The sequence below is a fragment of the Arthrobacter sp. Y81 genome (genome assembly GCF_002929335.1).
Classification (GTDB): domain Bacteria; phylum Actinomycetota; class Actinomycetes; order Actinomycetales; family Micrococcaceae; genus Arthrobacter.
In genome coordinates this window covers 508,716-523,087 of sequence record NZ_PJIL01000002.1, presented here as the reverse complement: position 1 = coordinate 523,087, position 14,372 = coordinate 508,716, and the positions used below count along the sequence as shown (strand labels likewise).

General features: G+C 65.5%; 13 protein-coding genes. 6 read left to right on the top strand and 7 right to left on the bottom strand.

The window, feature by feature from the left end:
* Nucleotides 1-7: 7 nt before the first annotated feature.
* The 3 genes from CXQ91_RS05055 to CXQ91_RS05045 all read right to left on the bottom strand — a co-directional run bounded on the left by CXQ91_RS05055 (nucleotide 8) and on the right by CXQ91_RS05045 (nucleotide 2,885).
* Nucleotides 8-1,342 (bottom strand): MFS transporter, encoded by a 1,335-nt coding sequence (locus CXQ91_RS05055; RefSeq protein ID WP_104172809.1) that lies wholly within the window; start codon nucleotides 1,340-1,342, stop codon nucleotides 8-10.
* Between the two features lie 164 nt (nucleotides 1,343-1,506).
* Nucleotides 1,507-2,112, bottom strand: coding sequence for a helix-turn-helix domain-containing protein (locus tag CXQ91_RS05050; protein ID WP_104172808.1), 606 nt, complete (start codon nucleotides 2,110-2,112; stop codon nucleotides 1,507-1,509).
* Between the two features lie 311 nt (nucleotides 2,113-2,423).
* The gene (locus tag CXQ91_RS05045) at nucleotides 2,424-2,885 is read right to left on the bottom strand and encodes a DUF4383 domain-containing protein (protein ID WP_104172807.1); all 462 of its coding nucleotides are present in this window, start codon (nucleotides 2,883-2,885) and stop codon (nucleotides 2,424-2,426) included.
* Between the two features lie 141 nt (nucleotides 2,886-3,026).
* On the opposite strand from CXQ91_RS05045, the gene CXQ91_RS05040 reads away from it, so the two are divergent.
* Both CXQ91_RS05040 and CXQ91_RS05035 read left to right on the top strand, forming a co-directional pair.
* Nucleotides 3,027-3,677, top strand: coding sequence for a hypothetical protein (locus CXQ91_RS05040; protein WP_219816490.1), 651 nt, complete (start codon nucleotides 3,027-3,029; stop codon nucleotides 3,675-3,677).
* 62 nt (nucleotides 3,678-3,739) lie between these two features.
* The gene (locus tag CXQ91_RS05035; protein ID WP_104172805.1) at nucleotides 3,740-5,056 is read left to right on the top strand and encodes a DUF6350 family protein; all 1,317 of its coding nucleotides are present in this window, start codon (nucleotides 3,740-3,742) and stop codon (nucleotides 5,054-5,056) included.
* 57 nt (nucleotides 5,057-5,113) lie between these two features.
* Here the strand turns inward: CXQ91_RS05035 and CXQ91_RS05030 are convergent, their stop codons facing one another.
* Entirely contained in the window at nucleotides 5,114-5,545 is a 432-nt protein-coding gene (locus tag CXQ91_RS05030) for a hypothetical protein (RefSeq protein WP_104172804.1), read from the bottom strand.
* A 39-nt stretch (nucleotides 5,546-5,584) separates the two neighbouring features.
* Here CXQ91_RS05030 and purN point away from each other — a divergent pair, with 39 nt between their 5' ends.
* Nucleotides 5,585-6,148 (top strand): phosphoribosylglycinamide formyltransferase, encoded by a 564-nt coding sequence (purN, locus tag CXQ91_RS05025; RefSeq protein ID WP_104172803.1) that lies wholly within the window; start codon nucleotides 5,585-5,587, stop codon nucleotides 6,146-6,148.
* Between the two features lie 178 nt (nucleotides 6,149-6,326).
* Nucleotides 6,327-7,262 carry a hypothetical protein gene (locus tag CXQ91_RS05020; protein WP_104172802.1) on the top strand — a complete coding sequence of 312 codons (936 nt, stop codon included), beginning with the start codon at nucleotides 6,327-6,329 and terminating at the stop codon, nucleotides 7,260-7,262.
* 74 nt (nucleotides 7,263-7,336) lie between these two features.
* Here the strand turns inward: CXQ91_RS05020 and CXQ91_RS05015 are convergent, their stop codons facing one another.
* On the bottom strand, nucleotides 7,337-8,689 hold the full coding sequence (locus tag CXQ91_RS05015) for an MFS transporter (protein WP_104172801.1): 1,353 nt from the start codon (nucleotides 8,687-8,689) through the stop codon (nucleotides 7,337-7,339).
* 173 nt (nucleotides 8,690-8,862) lie between these two features.
* Here CXQ91_RS05015 and purH point away from each other — a divergent pair, with 173 nt between their 5' ends.
* Nucleotides 8,863-10,548, top strand: a complete 1,686-nt coding sequence (gene purH / locus CXQ91_RS05010) for a bifunctional phosphoribosylaminoimidazolecarboxamide formyltransferase/IMP cyclohydrolase (RefSeq protein WP_104172800.1) — start codon at nucleotides 8,863-8,865, stop codon at nucleotides 10,546-10,548.
* A gap of 66 nt (nucleotides 10,549-10,614) precedes the next feature.
* On the opposite strand, the gene CXQ91_RS05005 is transcribed toward purH, so the two are convergent.
* The gene (locus CXQ91_RS05005) at nucleotides 10,615-10,767 is read right to left on the bottom strand and encodes a hypothetical protein (protein ID WP_258073828.1); all 153 of its coding nucleotides are present in this window, start codon (nucleotides 10,765-10,767) and stop codon (nucleotides 10,615-10,617) included.
* A 25-nt stretch (nucleotides 10,768-10,792) separates the two neighbouring features.
* Entirely contained in the window at nucleotides 10,793-11,764 is a 972-nt protein-coding gene (locus CXQ91_RS05000) for a serine protease (RefSeq protein WP_104172798.1), read from the bottom strand.
* 277 nt (nucleotides 11,765-12,041) lie between these two features.
* Between CXQ91_RS05000 and CXQ91_RS04995 the strand changes: the two genes are divergently transcribed.
* Nucleotides 12,042-14,264 (top strand): NADP-dependent isocitrate dehydrogenase, encoded by a 2,223-nt coding sequence (locus CXQ91_RS04995; RefSeq protein ID WP_104172797.1) that lies wholly within the window; start codon nucleotides 12,042-12,044, stop codon nucleotides 14,262-14,264.
* Nucleotides 14,265-14,372: the final 108 nt, after the last annotated feature.

Here is a 14,372-nt window from a genome sequence, read left to right as displayed (position 1 = left end):
GGGATCCTTAGTTTCCGACGAAGAGGCCGTTGGTGCGGCGGGCGGCGAGGTAGAGGACGATGCTGAGGATGGACAGGACGGCCACGTAGACCGGGAAGACCCAGCTCAGGTTCATGGACTGGAGCCAGACCAGCAGGTAGGAGGCGGTCCCGCCGAACAGGGCGACGCCGATGCCGTAGCCGAGGGCCACTCCGGCGCCGCGGCAGTTCTTGGGCATCAGGGACGAGCTGACCACGTTGTAGAGGGTCATGTTCAGGACCAGGACCAGGGAGCCGCCGAGGAGGACTGCTGCGAAACCGCCGATGCCGGGCTGGACGTACATGAGCATGAGGAACACGGAGGGGATGGCCAGGATGCGGGTGATCAGGAACCAGCGGGACATGGACCGGCCGTCGGCCAGCTTGCCGATGATCCAGCTGCCCGCCACCAGGATGAGGCCGAGGATGGTGGTCAGGGCGAACACAGCAGTGGGATCTTCCTTGAACCCGCTGCGTGCTGCGCTGGGCAGGCCGACGTTCCAGGCGTAGTTGTAGGCCTGGGCGGCGCCCACCACAAAGATGATGGCCAGGACGGAGAGCCAGTGCTTGCGGACTCCGGTCCAGACGGCGCCGGGGGTGTTGGTGGCCATTTCCTCGGGCTTGAGGGTTTCCGGCAGGGCACGGCGGAGGTAGAGCACCACGAAGCCGAAGAGGGCGCCGATGATGAACGGCACGCGCCAGCCCCAGTCGGCCATCACGGCCCCGCCGAGGGTGAGGCTGCAGAGGAAGCTGACCAGTGAGGCCAGCAGGATGCCGATGTTGACGTAGAAGGACATGATGCCGGCCACGTAGCCTTCGCGGCCTTCCGGAACCAGTTCAACGGCGTGGGAGGTGGAGAGCGGTGCTTCGATGCCCGTGGAGATGCCCTGCAGGACGCGGCAGACCAGGAGGATGATGCCGGCCCAGGCGCCGATCTGCTGGTAGCTCGGCGTAACGGCGATGATCAGCGTGGTGCCGGCCATCAGCATGATGGACAGCAGCATCACGCGGCGGCGGCCGACGCGGTCCGCCAGGGTGCCCAGCAGGATGCCGCCCAGCGGACGGAAAGCGAAGCCGACGGCGAACACGGCCAGGGCGTTCAGCGTGGCGGAGAGCGGATCGGTGTTGGGGAAGAAGTTGGGGCCGATGAAGGCCGAGAGGAGGCCGAAGACCATCCAGTCGTACCACTCGAGGGCGTTGCCCAGGCCCAGTCCCAGCAGGCCCTTGCGGACCTCGGGGGAGAATTTTTCGGATGAGCGGGTGGAGGAGGGGGACGCGACTACTTTGTCTATCCCTCTGGGGTCTGTCGTTTGTGTTTCGAGCATGGAAGTGTCCTTACGCTTACGCCACAAAGGGCGTGGGAGGGTATGACGCATCGATGTCTTGGGGGCAGGACGGAAGATGCGAAGGATGCAAGGACTGTCGGCGGGCACGGTTCAGGCCCGGACAGTGGGTGTAAGACGGTAACGGCCGGTTGGGGTCGGCGGATTTACCACGCGTGCGGTGCGTTAACCCAGATCGCTACGCATACCTCTTCGTAGCTGTTTTTGTACCAGTGAGGGATCTCCGAGGAATATGTGATCGAATCGCCCTCGCTCAGGCTGTGGCAGACGCCGTCAAGGTAGACGTCCTTCCGGCCTGAGACGATGTAGCAGAACTCCTCGCCGCTGTGGCTGAAGGGGTTCGAGCTGGTGTCGTGTCCGGGCGGCGTCATGATCCACTGGGCTTCGATGCCGCCGTTGAGGCCGGGGGTGAGCAGCTCGTGCACTGCTTCGCCGACGGATTCGCGGGTGACGCCCTTGAGGTTGCGCCGTTCGGATTTGCGGACCACGGGGGACTTGGAGGCTTCCTGTCCGATGAAGAATTTCCCCACCGGAATGTCCAGGCCGTGGGCCAGTTGCGCCAGGGTGGTGAAGGAAGGATTGGCCATGCCGCGTTCGATCTGGCTGACGATCGCCTGGCTGAGGCCGGTGATCTCCGAGAGCTTGGCCAGCGTCATGCCTTTTTCCTTGCGCATGGCGCGGACCTTGTTGCCGACAGTGGCAAGCAGCGCGCTTGTGGCGGCCGGTGCACCGTTCGTAGTCTCGGTGGTCATTGGGATTCCTTCATTGGGTGACCTGACTCACATAACTATAGTGAAGATTTTTAGCGAGTCAATGTTTTTCCATTGATTAAAGTGAAAATATTCACAGGAATGAAGATTCTGGGCCGCCCGAGAGCTCCAGGTCCGGCCCCGACCACCCGCCGTCGGCCGCTCCGCGCAACAAGGCCCTTAAACGCAAAAAGCTGGTGCAGCCGCCTGCGTCTACGCAGGGCAACTGCACCAACCGGTGGTTAAAACATTTCAGATTGCTATGAATCGTTCCTCATTAGCGGCTCCTTATGTCCCGGCTTACGCGATCCGGGCTACCTGCGGTCCTCGGCCAGATGCCTCGAGAGGATCCAGCCGACGCCAATCATGAGCACGCCCAGCACCATGTGGGTCCAGTTATCCATAGTGTTCAGCGACAGGAAATTGGCTGCCGATCCCACTCCGACACTGAGCCCGAAGATGCTGAGGACGACGTACAGCGCACCAAAGCCCATGAGGAAGTTCCGGGCGCCCATTCCACTGCGGGACATCGCCCAGCCCGTTGCACCGATGACCAGCTGCACAATGTTCAGCAGCATGGATACCTGGAACAGGCTAAGGAACATGGCGTGCGAATCAGGTCCAAGGAACCTCAGTTCGCTGTACTGCTGGGTAATACCCGGGATGAACGCCAGGACACCCACCAACATCAGGACTATTCCTACACCCATGCCAACGTTCTGGACATCCGTACGACCAAAGTGAACGCCATGTGCATGCGGGGATGCGGTAGTCATTTTTCTGCCTCCAACCACTGTTTGCGGACATACCAATTTTACGGCTGAGTAATGAAAAAAGCGCTCGGGGCATGGGGACTTCTGCCCAGCGACAGAACCGCCCTGTTCTGCTGAACTGGCAGGACCATGCGCCCTGTAACCGTGATTCTCCGAACCCTTGTGGCCGCCGTCGTGCTGCTGTCCGCCGCCGGCTGCAGGGTGGCCGTCCCTGCCGGCAACGCCCCCGCCGTCGGTGCGTTGAGAATGAGCGAGCAAACGTTGGAGGACGGAGCGGCGGCGGGGGAGCCGCCGTCGGACGGGGCTGCTTCCCAGGCAGTGCCGCCGGCTGCTCCCAAGGCCAATGCCCGTCCGCTGAACAGGGCCGAGCAGCTCCTGCCCAAGGTGAACGCGCAGCCGTGGGCGGCGCCGCTTCCCGTTGTGGTCCAGTCGGCCAGCAAGGACATGCAGTGCTCCATCGACGCGGACGGCGCGGCGTGCCACCTGCTCACTGACGTCGCACCCCGGCCCGGTGATATCAGGGGCCAGTGCACCGGACTCAGCGAGTACTACGGCGGTTATGCGGTGGTGACGCTCGACGGCGGCGCCCAGTACGGGCTGTGCGGCAACGGAATGTCCCCCATGGAGGCGGAGGACGTGGCCGGGCCGGCATTCCCGGGGCCGTGGATCCAGGACGGCCAGACGGTGCGGCTGGGCAATATGGTGTGCGAACGGGCGCCGGGCGCCATGACCTGCGCACATCTTCGGACCGGGCACGGCTTCATGATCAGCAAGGATGACTACGAGCTCTGGTAACTCCGCGGTTTGAGCCTGTCGTGGACCGGCCACGGGCGCCTCCCGTGACACCATGGAACACGATGAAACTGCGCGCTGATCAGACCGGAGACCGTGGCATTCCCATGCCCTTGTGGCTGCAGGGAGCGCTTGAATCGGCGCAGGCGGCGGTCATCTCCGCGCTGGTGGTGCTGGCACCCATCGTGGCCGTGTGGGCCACGGCCGGATTCCAGAACAATAATTTCGATGCCCTGGCACGGCTTGGCGGGCAGGCCTGGCTCCTGATCCACGGCGTGCCGCTGCACCTGACGATGGTGGCGGGGGAGGCCGCGGCACAGACCGAGTCGGGCACGCTTTCGCTGATCCCGCTGGGCCTCACCCTCATCCCGTTCCTGCTCGCGTGGCGCGCCGGCCGGCGTCTGGCCCGGGCTTCCTATACGGACCAGCTGTGGCAGGCGCTGCTGGGTTCGTGGCTGGTCTACGGCGGGTTCGGCATGGCCACGGGTTTCGTGTGCCGCACGGACGACGTCGCCATCTTCCTGTGGTTCGCCGGCCTTGTGCCGCTCATTCCGTTCGGCCTGGGCATGGTGGTGGGCGCCCGGCGCGAGGCAGGGTCCTGGAGCCGGCTCATCGGCGTCGACGCCGCGAACTGGATCGCCCGGACCAGCCAGCATTCCCGCTGGGCCGGGTCCTACCTTGGGTCCTCGATCAAAGCCGGATTCGTGGCGCTGATGGCTGCGTTCACCATGTCCACGGCGCTACTCGCCGTGGACCTGTTCATCCACTGGGACCTTGTGATCGCGGTCTACGAAGGACTCGACGCCGGTGCCATGGGAGGTGCCGTGCTCACCATCGCGCAGCTCGGTTTCCTCCCCAACCTGGCCGTCTTTGCGCTCGCCTGGACGTCCGGCTCCGGCTTCGCCCTGGGCGTCGGCTCGCAGGCGGGACCGCTCGGAACAGCGGTTGGCCCGCTGCCGTCCATCCCGGTGTTCGCCGCGCTGCCCGCCGGACCGCTGGATTACGGCTTCGTGGCGCTGGTGGTGCCGGTCCTCGCCGGTGCACTGGCCGGCTGGTGGTTCCTGCGCGAAGGCGAAAACCACTTCGACGAATGGCTGTCCATCAAGGTCCGGGCCCGCTGGTTCACGGCATCGGCCTCAACGCTGGCCCTCGGTGCGATCATCGGCGCTGCGGCGGGACTGATGGCCGGTGGCATGGCCTGGGTGGCGCGTGGATCGGCCGGGCTGGGCCGCCTCACGGACATCGGCCCGGACCCGCTGAGCACCTCGCTGTGGCTGGCCGCGGAGGTGGGGATCGGCGTCGTCATCGGTTACGCGGCGGGACCCTGGCTGGAACGCCAGCAGAAGCTGCGCGAAGCGGACCTGGAAGCGTCGCAGCCGTAGGAGGTCCCGCCGTCGGGCGCTACCTGCGGATGATTAGCCGGCTGATCTGCCGGCGGCTCAGCGGAGCTGGGTGGGGAGTGACTTCTCCAGCTGCGTCTGGCACTGGGTCATGGCCTGCTGGGTGAGCGCACTGCGGGAGCACTGCTGGAAGTCCCGGACCTGGTTGAAGAACACAGCCGAGGCCAGGATCAGCAGCACCATCACTGCAGAGACCACCAGTCCCGAGATGGTCCCGAACAGCACCAGCTTGGATTCCTTGAGCTTGATGGCGCGGACCAGCACCACGATGCCGAGCACGATGCTTGCCGTCGTGAGGATGGCCGTCAGCCACAGGTAGGTGACGTCCACCTGGTAGACGAAGAAGGAGCCCAGGACGGTAACAATGAAAGTGCGGAACAGGTTGTGAGTCTTCAGCAGTGACGCCTTCGCAGCATCGCTGAGGGGTTGCCGTGCCGGCTGGGTACTTGCGGGGTCCTTCGGGGGGTTCATGTTTTCCAGCCTACGCGAGCGGCCCCATAAGCTAGAGCCATGCGCATCGTAGTCCTCGTGTCCGGTACCGGCTCCAACCTCCAGGCTGTCATTGACGCCGTCAAGGCGGGCGAGCTGGACGTCGAGATCGCCGCCGTCGGCGCTGACCGGCCGGGGACGTACGGTGTGGAACGCTCGGCGGCCGCCGGAATTCCGACGTTCGTGGTGGATTTCAAGGCCTACGCCGACCGCGCGGACTGGAACGCGGCGCTGACGGAAGCCGTGGCCGCGTATGAGCCGGATGTGGTGGTGTCCTCCGGCTTCATGCGGATCGTCAGCCCGGACTTCATCGACGCGTTCGACGGCAAATACCTCAACACCCACCCCGCCCTGCTGCCGGCCTTCCCCGGCGCGCACGGCGTCCGCGATGCCATGGCCTACGGCGTCAAGGTCACCGGCTGCACGGTGCACTGGGCCGACGCCGGCGTGGACACCGGCCCCATCATCGCCCAGGAAGCCGTTGCCATCCGCGACGACGACACCGAGGACACCCTGCACGAACGCATCAAGGTGGTGGAGCGCAGGCTCCTGGTCTCGACCCTGGCGCAGCTCGCCGCCGCGTAGGCGCACCCGTCCCTTCGTTCCGGCCCTTCCCTCCCCATCCCGCCCTCCCTTCCCAACTGACTGGCATTTAACGTCGTGAAACGCGGTTTTGACGACGTTAAGTGCGAGTCAGTTGGGTGAAGTCGAGCGGACCTGTGGATAACTTCCTCGCCGACGCCCGGATTTGAAATCATGAGGAATGCGAGATCCGAACCCACTGCCCGCCCCGCTGGGCGAAGCACCGTTCACGGTCTATGAAGCGGTCGACGCCGGCGTGAGCCCCGGCCGCCTCAGGTTCCGTGAACTGCGCGTCCCAAGCCGCGGCGTTCGCATCCCCAGCACCTCCGAGCCTCTTGACCGTCTCAAGGTGGTCAGACCGTACACGGTGGTGACCCCGTTCTCGGCAGCCTCGCACACCACGGCTTTTGTATTGTGGGGGCTTCCGGGGTATCTCCCAAATCGGGACGATGAGCGGATACACATCTCGCGTCCTGACACTATGGCTATCCCGCGTCGACGAGGCGTGGTGGGGCATGTCGGGCAGTTCTTTTCCGACGAGGTTGTCAGCCTCGGAGGGCTGTTGATTACCACCCCTGCACGGACCTGGCTGGATTGCTCCCGGAAAATGAGCATCGATGAACTGACGGTTGTGGCAGACCACCTGCTGAGGATTCCGCGCCCCGAATTCGAGGGCAGAACGGAGCCACACGCCACGCGTGAACAACTCGAGGACATGCTGGACAGGCACAGAGGAACCCCCGGCATCCGGAAGGCCCGCCTTGCCCTGGAACAGGCCCGGGTAGGAGCCGATTCGGCACCGGAGACCCGTCTTCGGTTGGCACTGGAAAACGCCGGTCTGCCCGAACCGAAACTGAACGTGCCCACAGAGCTGAATACCGGCGTCGTGCGTCAACCGGATCTGAGCTATCCGCAAAACAAAGTGGCGGTGGAGTACGACGGCGAGCCCCATTCCGAGGTTGCGCAGATCGTCCGGGACATCGCCCGCGAGGAGGACTTCGCCCGGGCAGGGTGGACCCTCGTGCGGATCTCCAAGCGGCATATGGTCAACGGCGCACGCTCCGCGGTGGCGAAGGTCCGCACGGCGCTCCTCAGCCGCGGATGGTTACCCAACTGACTGGCACTTAACGTCGTGAAAAGCGCGTTTCGCGACGTTAACTGCCAGTCAGTTGGGGGAGGGGAGGGGAGCGCTTACGTCAGCGTGCGCTGCTTCGTCTCGGGGGAGAAGAACGCCATCCACAGCACCGACAGCAGGACCAGCCCGCCGGCAAGCGCGAAGGACGTCGCCAGTCCCAGCTGCGGCCACAGGACCGAGGCGAATATCAGCGGTCCGAATCCTGCCCCGAGCCGGGAGAACGTGGACGCCCAGCCGAAGCCCGTGCCGCGCAGGTCCGTGGGATACAGCTCGGAGACGTAGGTGTACAGCACCGGAATGGCCACCTGCACGATGAACCCGAATACCAGCAGCCAGAACACGGCGGCGGACGGGATGTCCACCACGAACGCCACGATCACCAGCGTCAGCGCGGATAGCGGCCCGGTGATCGCCAGGATCCACTTGCGGCCCACCCGCTCCACAAGCACCGCTGCCACCACCACGCCCAGGAGCCCGACGGCGGCCATGGACGCCGTGGTGAGGAACGCCTTGTAATCCTCGAAGCCGGCGCCGATCAGAATCCGCGGCATCCACGTCAGGGACAGGTAATAGACCAGCAGGATGCTGAAGAACAGGGACCAGGCAGCCGCGGTGATCTTCCAGTTGAACCGCCAGACACGGGCCAGCTGGAGCCAGGCGCTGCCGGCAGAGAGCCGCGGCGCATCCTGCGCGTCCGGGAGGCTGTAGGCGCGGGGCTCGGCGCCCGTGGCCTTGACCAGATCGTCAATGACCTTGGCGGCCTCGTCACGCCGGCCCTTGCGGATGAGGAACAGTGGCGACTCCGGCACGCTGCGCCGCACCCAGAACACCAGCAGCGCCGGCAGCACCATCACCAGCATGGTCAGCCGCCAGTCCGCGAACGCCGCAACCAGCCAGGCGGAGACAAAGCCGCACAGCGCGGCACCCACCGGCCACCAGCCGTCCATCGCCGTGAGGACCTTTCCGCGCTGCTTCCGGGGTGTGAACTCACCCACCAGGGCATAGTCCACCGGGATGCACCCGCCCAGGCCGAATCCGGCCATGAAGCGGAACACGCAGAACCAGATGAAATCGGGGGAGAATGCGCCCAGGACCGTGAACAGGGAAAAGATCAGCAGGGTGGCCGTGAAGGCCTTCTTGCGCCCGATGGTGTCCGCGATGGTGCCCCACGCGAACGCGCCGAGGGCCATGCCGATGAGGTTCGCCGTGCCGATCCACGCGGCATCACCGGGGGCGAGCGCCCAGTGTGTGGACAGCAGCGGAATGAGGATCCCGTTGAGCGTCACGTCCCACGCATCGAACATAAAGCCCAGGCCGCCGATCAGGAAGATCCGCCCCTGGACTTTCCATCGCCACGGCAGTTCCTGGACCACCTGTTCGCCGCTGGGCACAGTGGTGTAAGTATTCATCTCGGCCTCCTGAGAAAACTTTACGTTGCACGGCAGGGTCCGTGCGCCGCCCTTCAGCGTCCGCGCGCAGCCTTCACACTCGGGCGCGCAGGGAGGGCAGCCTGCGGGACACGATAAACTGGCCACATCCCCACCAACCGCGGCACCCACCGTGTCAAAAGACGGAGACCTTTGTGAGCTTTACGCAGCTAGACCGTGTTCCCATCCGCCGAGCCCTGATCTCGGTCTACGACAAGACCGGTCTGGAGGAGCTCGCGAAGGGCCTGCACGAAGCAGGCGTCAAGATCGTCTCCACCGGCTCCACCGCCAAAAAGATCGCCGCCGCCGGCATCCCGGTGCAGGAAGTCGAGGAAGTCACCGGTTCGCCCGAGATGCTGGACGGCCGCGTCAAGACCCTGCACCCGCGCGTGCACGGCGGGATCCTGGCCGACCGCCGCGTCCCGGCCCACATGGAAACGCTGGCCGGCATGGAGATCGAGGCATTCGACCTCGTCGTCGTGAACCTGTACCCGTTCGTCGAGACCGTGAAGTCCGGAGCGGCCCAGGACGACGTCGTGGAGCAGATCGACATCGGGGGCCCCGCCATGGTGCGCTCCGCCGCGAAGAACCACGCCGCCGTCGCCATTGTGGTGGATCCCACGTTCTACGGCAACGTTGTCCGCGCCGCCGCTGAAGGCGGCTTCGACCTGAAGACCCGCCAGCGCCTGGCTGCCAAGGCCTTCGCACACACCGCCAGCTACGACAACGCCGTGGCCACCTGGACCGCCAGCCAGTTCCTCGATGAAGACGGCGACGGCGTGATCGACTGGCCCGCCTACGCCGGCCTCGCCCTGGAGCGCTCCGAGGTCCTCCGCTACGGCGAAAACCCGCACCAGCAGGCAGCACTGTACGTCGACAAGGCAGCTCCCGCAGGCATCGCCCAGGCAGACCAGATCCACGGCAAGGCCATGAGCTACAACAACTTCGTTGACGCCGACGCCGCCCTCCGCGCCGCGTTCGACTTCGCCGAGCCCGCCGTGGCCATCATCAAGCACGCCAACCCCTGCGGCGTGGCCGTCGGATCCGCGGATGCCGCCGACCCGATCGCCGACGCCCACGCCCAGGCTCACGCCTGCGATCCTGTCTCCGCGTTCGGCGGCGTCATCGCTGCCAACCGCACGGTCACCGCCGGCATGGCCAGAACCGTGGCCGGAATCTTCACCGAAGTGGTCATCGCGCCCGGTTTCGAGCCGGAGGCCGTGGAGATCCTCTCCAAGAAGAAGAACATCCGCCTCCTGTCCCTGCCGGAGGGATACGGCCGCTACCCGGCTGAAATCCGCCAGGTCTCGGGCGGCGTGCTGGTCCAGATTTCCGACAAGGTGGACGCCGACGGCGACAACCCCGCCAACTGGACCCTCGCCGCCGGCGAAGCCGCTGACGCCGCCACGCTGGCCGACCTCGCGTTCGCCTGGACCGCCTGCCGCGCCGCCAAGTCCAACGCCATCCTGCTGGCCGATCACGGTGCCGCCGTCGGCATCGGCATGGGCCAGGTCAACCGGCTCGATTCCTGCAAGCTGGCCGTGGAACGCGCCAACACGCTGGGCGTGAAGGTGGAATCCGACGTCGAGGGCGCCGGCGGTGCCACTAACGTCGGGACGACAGCAACAGGCGCCAGCACCGCCCCGCAGCGCGCCCGCGGTGCCGTGGCAGCCTCCGATGCGTTCTTCCCGTTCGCTGACGGACTGCAGATCCTGATCGACGCCGGCGTCCGCGCCGTGGTCCAGCCCGGCGGTTCCGTCCGGGACGACGAGGTCATCGCCGCGGCCAACGCCGCCGGCATCACCATGTACTTCACGGGCGCCCGCCACTTCTTCCACTAGTCCCCACCTCCACGCACGACGGCGACCGCCCCCGAAAAGGGACGGTCGCCGTCGTCGTTCATTCAGTTAGTTTTCTGCAGCGTCAGCGTCCGCGTCACCGTCGGGGCTTGCCGCCGGCTCTGCGAGCCGGACCTCCCGGGGTTTTGCTTCGGCCATTCGTTCCGGCGTCCAGTAGGCGAGGATCTCCTCCGGGGTCTGGCTGGCGCTGCTGTGGCTCACGCCCTGGTCAGCAGGCTCCGGGTTGTCAGTTCGCTGACGATGCACTCGAGTACGCCTGCTGGATGACTGAGCCCCAGTACGGTCCGTACATAACCTCGGACCGGCTGCCGTAGCCGTAGCTGTTGACGGAGTTCTGGTAGCCGCTGGAGCTGGTGCCGATGAACCACGGACCGCCCGAGGAGCCGCCGGTCATGTCGCACGGGATGCCCTGGGTCTGGAACTGCGGGCTGTACGGATCATTGCTCGCCGGTCCGGTGCAGCTCACCAGGGATGCGCCGTCGAACGGGGCAGCGGCGGGGTAGCCGTAGGACTTGTAGGCCAGGCCGCGGGCAGCGTTGAACTGGACGCCCGATGCGCCCACGACGTCGGCCAGGTTCTGGCCGTTGAGCTGGGACACCACGGCGAAGCCTGTGTCGTACTGCATGTCCCCGGCCGAGCTCCACTGGGTGGGGGTGTACAGGCCCTTGGCGGCCCACTTGCCGTACGGTGCGGCACCGTCCAGGTACGCGGGGACGAAGATGAAGTTGGTGGCAAACGCGCCCGGTCCCTCGTTGAGGCAGTGGCCTGCGGTGGACACGGTGTTCTCGTTGTTGGAAACCACTGAGTTGCCGGAGCAGACGTAGTTGCCGCCGGCCATGGTGAAGAAGACTTTGCCAATGTGGGACACCGGATTCTCGTCGGCGTGCAGCGACGTCTTGCCCTTGCCCGCCTTGCCGGCAATCCTGGTGCTTGAGCCCTTTTCCACTGCAGCGGCGGATGAAGCGTTGCCGCGCTGGAGCGCTTTGCTGGCCAACACATCGCCGGGAACCGCCGTGCGCATGCGGTCGGCTGTCCAGTAGCTGGCGACATTCGCGCTGTCCACCGGCTGGCTGGCGACCTGCCCGCCGTCCTGGGTTGATGTGGGTGAGGCCGTTGCCCCGCCGGCTGCGCAGACCGCAAGCAGTGCCGCGGCGGTGAGGCTCAAGAGGCTGGTAGCCAGAGTCTTCGATTTCGTCATGGTTGTCCTAACCAGTCGTGATGCGGCGGCCTCAGATGGTGGCCGCCGCTAGTGGAGATGAACCTACCCAGCCGTGACAACTTTGTAAAGAGATACACAACTCTTGTATTGCGGATTTTACGGCGTTCTCTCCGGTCCCCTCACGGCAGCTGGCGGGGTCATGCTACGGCCCTCTACGGGTCCCGATGGGCGTCGACCCGCCCTACTCGGGTAAGTTAAGCATGTTGAAATAACGCGAGAGTTCCAGATGTATATACCTTCAGGAGACGCCCAAGCAATGGCCAAGATTATCTATACCCACACTGACGAAGCGCCCATGCTGGCCACCTATTCGTTCTTGCCGATCGTCGAAGCCTACGCGTCGACTGCCGGTGTGGAAGTGGAGACGCGCGACATCTCCCTCTCTGGCCGCATCATCTCCGTGTTCGGTGACTACCTCACCGAAGAACAGCGGATCAGCGATGCCCTGGCCGAACTGGGCGACCTGGCGAAGAAGCCGGAAGCCAACATCATCAAGCTCCCCAACGTCAGCGCGTCCATTCCGCAGCTGAAGGCGGCCATCGCCGAGCTCCAGGCCAAGGGCTACGACCTTCCGGACTACCCGGACAACCCGTCCTCCGACACCGAGACGGACATCCGCTCCCGCTATGACAAGATCAAGGGCTCGGCCGTCAACCCGGTCCTGCGCGAAGGCAACTCGGACCGCCGCGCGCCGCTGTCCGTGAAGAACTACGCCCGCCAGAACCCGCACTCCATGGGTGCGTGGAGCCCGGAGTCGAAGACCAACGTGGCCACCATGGGTGCCGAAGACTTCCGCGCCAACGAGAAGTCCGTGGTCATCGAAGCTGACGACACGATCAAGATCCAGCTGGTCAAGGAAGACGGCACCGTCAAGGTCCTCAAGCGCGGCTTCCCCGTCCTGGCCGGCGAAGTGGTTGACGGCACCGTGATGCGCGCCGCCGCCCTGGATGAATTCCTGGCTGCCCAGGTTGCCCGTGCCAAGGAAGAAGGCGTGCTCTTCTCCGCACACCTGAAGGCCACCATGATGAAGGTCTCCGACCCCATCATCTTCGGCCACGTGGTCAAGGCCTACTTCACCGAACTGTTCGACACGTACGGCGTACAGCTCGCCGCGGCCGGCCTGAGCCCGAACAACGGCCTGGCCTCCATCCTGGGCGGCCTCGAAGAGCTTCCCGAAGATGTCCGCGAAGGCGTCAAGGCTGCCATCAAGAAGGGCCTGGAAGAAGGCCCCGCACTGGCGATGGTGGACTCCGACAAGGGCATCACCAACCTGCACGTTCCCAGCGACGTCATCGTTGACGCCTCGATGCCCGCCATGATCCGCTCCTCCGGCCACATGTGGGGCGCGGACGGCAAGGAAGCCGACACACTCGCCGTCCTCCCGGACAGCAGCTACGCCGGCATTTACCAGGTTGTCATCGACGACTGCCGCGCCAACGGCGCCTTCGACCCCACCACCATGGGCACCGTCCCGAACGTGGGCCTCATGGCGCAGGCCGCCGAGGAATACGGCAGCCACGACAAGACCTTCGAGATCCAGTCCGCCGGTACGGTGCAGCTTGTGGACAGCAAGGGTGCCGTCCTGATTGAACACCAGGTGGCCCCGGGCGACATCTGGCGCGCCTGCCAGGCCAAGGACGTGCCGATCCGTGACTGGGTCAAGCTGGCCGTCACCCGCGCCCGCGCCTCCGAAACCCCCGCCGTGTTCTGGCTGGACGAGGAGCGCGCCCACGACGCCAACCTGATCGCCAAGGTCAAGGAATACCTCAAGGAATACGACACCGAGGGCCTCCAGATCGAAATCATGTCCCCGGTGAAGGCCACCGCGTTCACGCTGGAGCGCATCCGCAAGGGCGAGGACACCATCTCGGTGACCGGCAACGTGCTCCGCGATTACCTCACGGACCTCTTCCCCATCCTGGAACTGGGCACCAGCGCCAAGATGCTCTCCGTGGTCCCGCTGATCAACGGCGGCGGCCTCTTCGAAACCGGTGCAGGCGGGTCCGCCCCGAAGCACGTCCAGCAGCTGCTGAACGAAAACCACCTCCGCTGGGACAGCCTGGGTGAGTTCCTGGCCCTCGCAGTCAGCTTCGAGCACCTTGCCACCACCACGGGCAACAAGCGTGCCCAGGTCCTCGCCGACACCCTGGACCGCGCCACCGGCACGTTCCTGCTCGAGAACAAGTCCCCGCGCCGCAAGGTGGGGGAGCTGGACAACCGCGGAAGCCACTTCTACCTGGCCAAGTACTGGGCCCAGGAACTGGCCCAGCAGACCGACGACGCCGAACTGGCCGCCGACTTCGCAGCTGTCTCCGAAGCCCTGACCTCGAACGAGGACGCCATCATTGCCGAGCTGCTCGCAGTCCAGGGCTCCCCGGTGGACATCGGCGGGTACTACCGCCCGGACGTGGCCAAGGTTGCCGCGGTGATGCGTCCGTCCGCGACATTCACGGAAGTGCTGTCAGGACTGGCCAAGTAGCCAGACCCGCAGAGCGCGAAACGCCCCGCCTCCCATCACGGGAGTCGGGGCGTTTTTCGTGGGCTGCGCCGCGGTGCTCGGCGGCGCTGTCACGCGGCGCCGCCGTGG

Excerpts from the sequence above, each read along its gene's own strand:
- CXQ91_RS05020 (WP_104172802.1), top strand. The coding sequence starts at position 6,327 with ATGCGAGATCCGAACCCACTGCCCGCCCCGCTGGGCGAAGCACCGTTC.
- purN (WP_104172803.1), top strand. The coding sequence starts at position 5,585 with ATGCGCATCGTAGTCCTCGTGTCCGGTACCGGCTCCAACCTCCAGGCT.
- CXQ91_RS05030 (WP_104172804.1), bottom strand. The coding sequence starts at position 5,545 with ATGAACCCCCCGAAGGACCCCGCAAGTACCCAGCCGGCACGGCAACCC.
- CXQ91_RS05055 (WP_104172809.1), bottom strand. The coding sequence starts at position 1,342 with ATGCTCGAAACACAAACGACAGACCCCAGAGGGATAGACAAAGTAGTC.
- CXQ91_RS05045 (WP_104172807.1), bottom strand. The coding sequence starts at position 2,885 with ATGACTACCGCATCCCCGCATGCACATGGCGTTCACTTTGGTCGTACG.
- CXQ91_RS05050 (WP_104172808.1), bottom strand. The coding sequence starts at position 2,112 with ATGACCACCGAGACTACGAACGGTGCACCGGCCGCCACAAGCGCGCTG.
- CXQ91_RS05000 (WP_104172798.1), bottom strand. The coding sequence starts at position 11,764 with ATGACGAAATCGAAGACTCTGGCTACCAGCCTCTTGAGCCTCACCGCC.
- CXQ91_RS05015 (WP_104172801.1), bottom strand. The coding sequence starts at position 8,689 with ATGAATACTTACACCACTGTGCCCAGCGGCGAACAGGTGGTCCAGGAA.
- CXQ91_RS05035 (WP_104172805.1), top strand. The coding sequence starts at position 3,740 with ATGAAACTGCGCGCTGATCAGACCGGAGACCGTGGCATTCCCATGCCC.
- CXQ91_RS04995 (WP_104172797.1), top strand. The coding sequence starts at position 12,042 with ATGGCCAAGATTATCTATACCCACACTGACGAAGCGCCCATGCTGGCC.